Below are 7,119 nucleotides of genomic sequence, written 5' to 3'. Positions count from 1 at the left end.
TCGCCACTCGTGTACGCCCGAAAGCGCCTTACCGTTCGACTTGCATGTGTTAAGCACGCCGCCAGCGTTCGTCCTGAGCCAGGATCAAACTCTCCGTAAAAACCACCGGACCAGACCCACGAAGAACCCGGCCCGACAAAAACAACAAGAGAACAACCCCGACCCCATCCAGAAAAACGGACAGGACAGAAAAGTCCACTCAAAGAAAAACCATGCCAGCCCACAACAGGCCAACACAGAAACACTGACTGAAAAACACGCTGTTGAGTTATCAAGAAACAACCGCACAACACAACCAGAACCACACAAGCCCCAGCCACGCACACGACCCGAACAACCCACCAAAAAGCAGGCCACCCGAACCACAACTTCTTCTCCTGCCACCGCTGAACGGCGACCCGAGCAAGTTTAGTCGATCTCCCCGCAGGATCAAAACCGTTTCCGGTTCCTAAAACCGTTTCCGGCTCCTCGAGCGGAGTGGGGGCACGCCTCACGGCGATTCCCCGTCGACCGCTTGTTCTCTTGTCACCGCCGACCGGCAGCTTGACCACTGTAGACCCGGTCCGACCCGGAATCAAAACCGGATCCTCTCCGCGTCCGAGGGCCGAACCGGCGTCAAGCCCCCCTCGTCGAGAACGATGGGGCCCGTTTCCGACGGCCCTCTTCAGGTGTCAGCCGCCGTGCGGCAGCTCGAGAAACACTACCCCCGTCGACCTGGACGCGCAAATCGGGTGGCCCTGCGGCGACGGGACCGCCCGGCGGAGCGGCCGACGAAGGCGGTCGTGCCCCTTCTCCAGCGACCGGACGGGACCGATCGGACGGACACGCGCGCCACGACGGCGACTCGGACGGGGCCCGTCCGTTCTCGGCCGGAACCGGACGGTGCCCCACGAGGAACGGCCACGGCGGCATCCGGCGGGGCCCGAGGGGAACCGCGGAAGCGGGCGGCCCCGGGAGCGACGGTCCACGAACGGGCAGCGCCCCCGGAGTCCGAGCGAGCGGTCCGGTCGGGGCCCCGGGCCCCGACGAGCACGACCGCTCCCCGGCAACACACGGAGGGCCCGGGACGAGCGAGCGCGGCCCCGACGGAACGGGCCCCGACGAAGAGGATGAGAAGGGTGAGGGGCCGGCCTTCCGGCCGGCCCCTCACCCGGGACCATCGTCCGGGGCGCCGTCGCGGGCCCCGGACGAGGATCTCAGTACATGCCGCCCATGCCGTCGTCACCGGCCGGAGCAGCGGGCTTCGGCTCGGGCTTGATGGCGATGACGGCCTCGGTCGTCAGGAAGAGCCCCGCGATGGAGGCGGCGTTCTGGAGGGCGGAGCGCGTCACCTTGGCGGGATCGATGATACCGGCGGCGACCATGTCGACGTACTCGTCGGTGGCGGCGTCCAGGCCCTGACCCTTGGGCAGGCCCTTGACCTTCTCCGCCACGACGCCGCCCTCGAGGCCGGCGTTCACCGCGATCTGCTTCAGCGGGGCCTCGGCTGCGGTGAAGACGATCTGGGCGCCGATCATCTCGTCGCTCGTCAGGTCGGCGGGCAGCTCGGCAGCGGCGGCGCCCTGGATGAGGGCCACACCGCCACCGGGAAGGATGCCCTCCTCGACGGCGGCCTTGGCGTTGCGCACGGCGTCCTCGATGCGGTGCTTGAGCTCGGAGGCCTCGACCTCGGTGGCGGCGCCGACCTTGATGACGGCCACACCGCCGGCGAGCTTCGCCAAGCGCTCCTGGAGCTTCTCGCGGTCGTAGTCGGAGTCGGAGTTCTCGATCTCGGTGCGGATCTGCTTGATGCGGCCCTGGATCTGGTCCTTGTCACCGGCGCCGTCGACGATGGTCGTGGCGTCCTTCGTGACGGAGACCGAGCGGGCGCGCCCGAGCATCTCGATCGGCAGGGTGTCGAGCGAGAGGCCGACGGTGTCGGAGACGACCTGGCCGCCGGTGAGGGTGGCGATGTCGCCGAGCATGGCCTTGCGGCGGTCGCCGAAGGCCGGCGCCTTGACGGCGACGGACTTGAAGGTGCCGCGGATCTTGTTGACGACCAGCCCGGCGAGGGCCTCGCCGTCGACGTCCTCGGCGATCACCAGGAGCGGCTTGCCGGTCTGCTGGACCTTCTCGAGGATGGGCAGCAGGTCCTTCAGCGAGGAGACCTTCCCGTCGACGATGAGCACGTAGGGATCGTCCAGGACGGCCTCCATGCGCTCGGCGTCGGTGACGAAGTAGGGGCTGATGTAGCCCTTGTCGAAGTTCATGCCCTCGGTGAGCTCGAGCTCGAGGCCGAAGGTGTTGGAGTCCTCGACGGTGATGACGCCTTCCTTGCCGACCTTGTCCATGGCCTCGGCGATCTGGTCGCCGACGGCGGGATCACCGGCGGAGATGGAGGCGGTCTGGGCGATCTGGTCGCGCGTCTCGACGTCGATGGCCAGCTTGCTCAGCTCGGCGCTGATGGCCTCGGTGGCCTTCTCGATGCCCCGCTTGAGCTCGATCGGGTTGGCGCCGGCGGTGACGTTGCGCAGCCCCTCGCGGACCATGGCCTGGGCGATGACGGTGGCGGTGGTGGTGCCGTCGCCGGCGACGTCATCGGTCTTCTTGGCGACCTCCTTCACCAGCTCGGCGCCGATCTTCTCGTAGGGATCGGCGAGCTCGATCTCCTTGGCGATGGAGACGCCGTCGTTCGTGATCGTGGGAGCGCCCCAGGCCTTCTCGAGGACGACGTTGCGCCCCTTGGGGCCGAGCGTCACCTTGACCGCATCGGCCAGGGTGTCCATGCCCGACTCGAGGCCGCGACGGGCCTCGCTGTCGAATTCAATAAGCTTTGCCATGTTCGGTGGGAATCCTCCCGCGCCGGTCGCCCGGCGCTTCGTTGTCCGCGCCGGCGAGCCAGCGCTTCATTGTCAGTGTGAGGCGGATCGACGATGCCCGCGACGGACGGCTCTTGCGAGCCTCACCCCCGATCCCCGAGTGGCACTCAGCCACACCGAGTGCTAAGCACATTCTTAGCACTCGAACCCATGGAGTGCAAAAGTCTTTCATCACCGGGCTGAGCGGTTCCGGCTCAACCCGTGACGCCCCTCGGCGGCCAGTGCCGCGGGATGGACCGCGCGGGGTCGCGGACGCACCCGCCCACTGCCGCGAGGACGGGCGGGGCCGGGCGGACCGACCCGCTTGGTCAGCGGGCCAGGCGGTGGGCCGAGCGCTCGCGGTGCCGCTGCTCACGCAGGCGGCGCAGGCGCTTGACGAGCAGGGGGTCGTGCTCGAGGGCCTCGGGGCGGTCGATGAGCGCGTTGAGGATCTGGTAGTAGCGCGCCGCCGACAGGTCGAAGCGGTCACGGATCTCCTGCTCCTTGGAGGAGCGGGCCGTCCACCAGGACTTCTCGAAGTCGAGGATGGCGGCATCGCGCCCGGACAGGACGCCCGACTCACTCTTCTCGTGCACCAGCTGGGACATGCCCCGATCCTATCCCATGGAATGACACCGATGTCATTCGTGGTCTGCCCGGGTAATGCCCTTGCCGAGCCCCGTTCCCATGGCGGCGGGCCCGGGTCCGTGACACGATGGATCCGATCGTGCCCGGCACGACGACCCCGGAGTCGGTCGGTCCGTGCGCACCACACCCATGCGGGAGAGAGTGAAGAGGACACCCATGCAACCACTGACGGGCACCGTGAAGAACTATGCCTGGGGCTCTCCCGACGCCATACCGGCCATCCTCGGCACCGAGGCCGACGGGACGCCGCAGGCCGAGTACTGGCTCGGCGCCCACCGGGGAGGGCCGGCGGCCATCGGCGGCACGACCCTGGACCGCCTCGTGATCTCCCGCCCCGGAATCCTCGGGGAGGCCGAGCAGCGCTTCGACGGGCAGTTCCCCTATCTCCTCAAGATCCTCGCAGCCGCCCAGCCTCTGAGTCTGCAGGCCCATCCCTCGGGCGACCAGGCCAGGACCGGCTTCGAGTCCGAGCAGGCCCGGGGCGTCCCCCTCGACGACCCCACGCGCACCTACAAGGACACCTGGCCCAAACCCGAGATGCTCGTCGCCCTCGGTCCCTTCGAGGCCCTGTGGGGCTTCCGCGACCCGCTGCGCACCGCCGAGCTCTTCGACGCGCTCGAACCGCGCGAGTCCCTCGAGCCGCTCATCGGCCCCCTGCGTCACAGGGGCGCCGAGGCCGGCCTGGCGGAAGTCTTCCTGGAGTGCCTGTGCCCCGACGAGGTGCACCGGGCGATGATCAACGGCGTGCTCAGCGCGGCGCTCGATCACGCCGAGGACCGCGACGAGGTGGGCGGGTTCGCGCGCCTGGCCCTCACCCTCGACGAGTTCTACCCCAGCGACCCGACGATCCTGGCGGCGCTCCTGCTCAACCACGTGCACCTGAGCAAGGGCCAGGGCCTGCACGTACCGGCCGGCGTCCTCCACGCGTACCTGAGCGGCACCGGGATCGAGATCATGGCGAGCTCCGACAACGTCGTGCGCGGCGGCCTGACGCCGAAGCACATCGACGTGGACGCGCTCGTCTCGCTGCTGCACTTCGCGCCGAGCGAGCCCGACATCATCACGCCCTCGCCCGTCGGGGCGGGCGTGTGCCACTACCCCACCGCCGAGCCCGAGTTCTCGCTGTGGCGCGTCGAGCTGGTGCCCGACCGTCCGGCGGTGCTGCCCGGCGACGGGCGCGCGCGGATCCTGCTCGTCATCGAGGGGCACGTCACGATCCTCGACGAGCAGGGCGCCGAGCTCGGCGGGATCAGGCAGGGCGAATCGGTCTTCTTCGAGGCCTCCGAGCGGGCCGTGCTGCGCGGCAACTGCCTGGCCTTCCTCGCCGCCTCCGGCGACCTCGGCTGAGCATCCGGCCGGCGTCGACTGGCCGTCCCCGCCCCCGGGACGGCACAATGGTCCTGCTCGTGCGGCGGCCCCGCTGTCGGCGCCGCCGCACGAGCACGCCGGGCCCGAGGGCCCGGCACCGCCTCCGTAGCTCAGCGGCCAGAGCATTCGCCTTGTAAGCGAAGGGTCGAGGGTTCGACTCCCTCCGGGGGCTCCCCCCTCCGGCCCCGCCATGACGTCCGGACGCGCGGAACTCCCCGCGGCAAGGATGGGTCTGGTCCTCGTCGGCCAAGTGACGTCCGGGGCACGGATTCCCACTGTGGGCACTCGTGCCGTGGCCCGGTCGGATCGGTGACGCCCGGGGACGCGCGAACTCCCCGGCTTCCGAGCTCCCCGGCGCCGGCGCGTTCCAACGGGGCCGTCCTGGCGGACTCCCCCGCATCGAGCCGGCCCGCCGAAGACCAAGTGACCAGAGGAACCGGGAAGGGGCTCCCCCGCGCGCCCGAGCCGACCCCGGTCCGGTCGGCGGCCGCTGCCATAATGCATGGCAAAACTCTTGGCGAACGAGACACAGGGAGCCCTCATGTTCACCCGCATCGGCCTCGCCGTATCCCGGCACCCGGTGGTCGTCCTCGCCGTCTGGGCACTGCTCCTCACCGTCATGACCGGGCTCGCGTTCCAGGGTCTGGGCGCCGGCGGTCTCTTCGAGAGGCTGGCGAGCGCGGAGGCCACCACCCCGGACACCGACTCCCACGTCGTGTACTCGATGACCCGTACGGACGGGGAGGGCGGGGAGAGCATCACCGTCGTCGTGAGCGGGGTCGACGTGGCGGGCGACCCGGCGAGCGCCGCGGCGGCGGCCTCGGCGGTCCGCGGCGAACTGGCCGGCCTCGACGGCGTCGCATCCGTGACGGACGCCTTCACGATGCCCGACCCCACCTCCCAGCAGGCCCGGGCGCTGCTGTCCGCCGACGGCGACGGCTTCGTCGAGCTCGTCGAGCTCGACGAGGGGCTCGACGACCGCGCCTCGCAGACCGCCAACGACCGGGTGGCCGAGACCGCCCGCGACGCCTGCCTCGACGCGCTGCGCGCCCACGACGCCGGCGCGGACGCGCACGCCGTGTCGGCCACGCTGATCTCCGACTCCATCACCGGGCTCGTGGAGAAGGACCTGGTGCGCGGCGAGTCGGTGAGCCTGCCGGTGGCGCTCGTCCTGCTGGTGATCGTCTTCGGCGGCCTTCTGGCGGCGGGACTGCCGCTGATCGGGGCGATCGTCTCGATCCTGGTCGGCATGGGCGCGCTGTGGTGCCTCACCTTCGTCCTCGACATCAACTCGTTCACCCTCAACGTCATCTCGATCATCGGCCTGGCCCTGTCGATCGACTACGGCCTGCTGCTCGTGAGCCGCTACCGCGAGGAGATGGCCGCCCGGCTCGCCGGGGCCGAGCCGCCGCGGGGCGCCGTCATGGGCGGGCTCGTCCGGCAGGTCGTCGTGCGCACGGTCGCCACCGCGGGGCGCACCGTCTCGTTCTCGGCGCTCACCATCGCCTGCTCGATCGCCGGCCTGTTCGTCATGCGCTCCCCCGTGCTGAGGACGATCGCCGCCGGCGCGGTCGTCGTCACCCTGCTCGCCGTGACGTGCACACTCACGCTCGTGCCGGCCGTCATCACCCTGCTGGGCCGTCGGCTCGTGCGGCCCAGCGCGCTGAGCAGGGTACCGGGCGTGCGACGCGTGCTCGCCGCCGTGGGCGACTCCTCCTCGGACGACGGAGTCTTCAGCCGCCTGTCGCGCCGGGTCGTGGCGCACCCGTGGGCCGTCATGGTCGTCATCGTGGCGCTGCTGGCCCTCATGGCCACGCCCGTCGGCTCACTGCGCGTGCGCAGCAACTTCACCGAGTACATGCCCGCGAACTCCTCCGTGCGCACCGGCTACGACATCGTGCAGGACGACTACCCGGCCCTGGCCACCCCGACGATCAGCATCGTCGCCCAGACCGACACGACCGGAGCGGCCGGACTCGTCTCCGACATCCGGGCCATGGACGACGTCACCCATGTGACGGCCGCGCCGCTGCCCGGCCACGAGGACATGACGCTCATCAGCGTCCTCATGGACGTCGACGACCCGGTCGGCCAGCAGGCCGTCGACGCCGTCGACCGGATCCGCGCGATGACCGCCGACCACCCGTTCTGGGTGGGCGGGGCGGCGGCCCAGCAGACCGACTTCATCAACGCCATGCTCGATCGGGCGCCCTGGTCGGCGCTCATCATCGTCGTGGCGGTCCTCGTCCTGCTGTTCTGCATGACC

General features: G+C 70.1%; 4 protein-coding genes, 1 tRNA gene and 1 rRNA gene. 3 read left to right on the top strand and 3 right to left on the bottom strand.

The window, feature by feature from the left end; translation table 11 throughout:
* The 3 genes from K336_RS0112040 to K336_RS0112030 all read right to left on the bottom strand — a co-directional run.
* Positions 1-100 (bottom strand): 16S ribosomal RNA (locus K336_RS0112040); the annotation flags it as partial.
* A 1,096-nt stretch (positions 101-1,196) separates the two neighbouring features.
* On the bottom strand, positions 1,197-2,819 hold the full coding sequence (gene groL, locus K336_RS0112035; RefSeq protein WP_021798678.1) for a chaperonin GroEL: 1,623 nt from the start codon (positions 2,817-2,819) through the stop codon (positions 1,197-1,199).
* 347 nt (positions 2,820-3,166) lie between these two features.
* On the bottom strand, positions 3,167-3,445 hold the full coding sequence (locus K336_RS0112030; RefSeq protein ID WP_021798675.1) for a DUF3263 domain-containing protein: 279 nt from the start codon (positions 3,443-3,445) through the stop codon (positions 3,167-3,169).
* A 196-nt stretch (positions 3,446-3,641) separates the two neighbouring features.
* Here K336_RS0112030 and manA point away from each other — a divergent pair, with 196 nt between their 5' ends.
* From manA to K336_RS0112015, 3 genes are all read left to right on the top strand, one after another.
* Complete coding sequence (gene manA / locus K336_RS0112025; protein WP_021798676.1) at positions 3,642-4,832, top strand: mannose-6-phosphate isomerase, class I; 1,191 nt, start codon at positions 3,642-3,644, stop codon at positions 4,830-4,832.
* Positions 4,833-4,952: 120 nt separating this feature from the next.
* Positions 4,953-5,025, top strand: a tRNA-Thr gene (locus K336_RS0112020).
* A gap of 369 nt (positions 5,026-5,394) precedes the next feature.
* Positions 5,395-7,119 (top strand): MMPL family transporter (locus K336_RS0112015; protein ID WP_028707167.1); only part of this gene is annotated, 1,725 nt, incomplete at its 3' end.

This window comes from Propionibacterium acidifaciens DSM 21887, assembly GCF_000426605.1.
GTDB lineage: Bacteria > Actinomycetota > Actinomycetes > Propionibacteriales > Propionibacteriaceae > Propionibacterium > Propionibacterium acidifaciens.
This window is presented reverse-complemented; position numbering and strand designations above follow the sequence as displayed.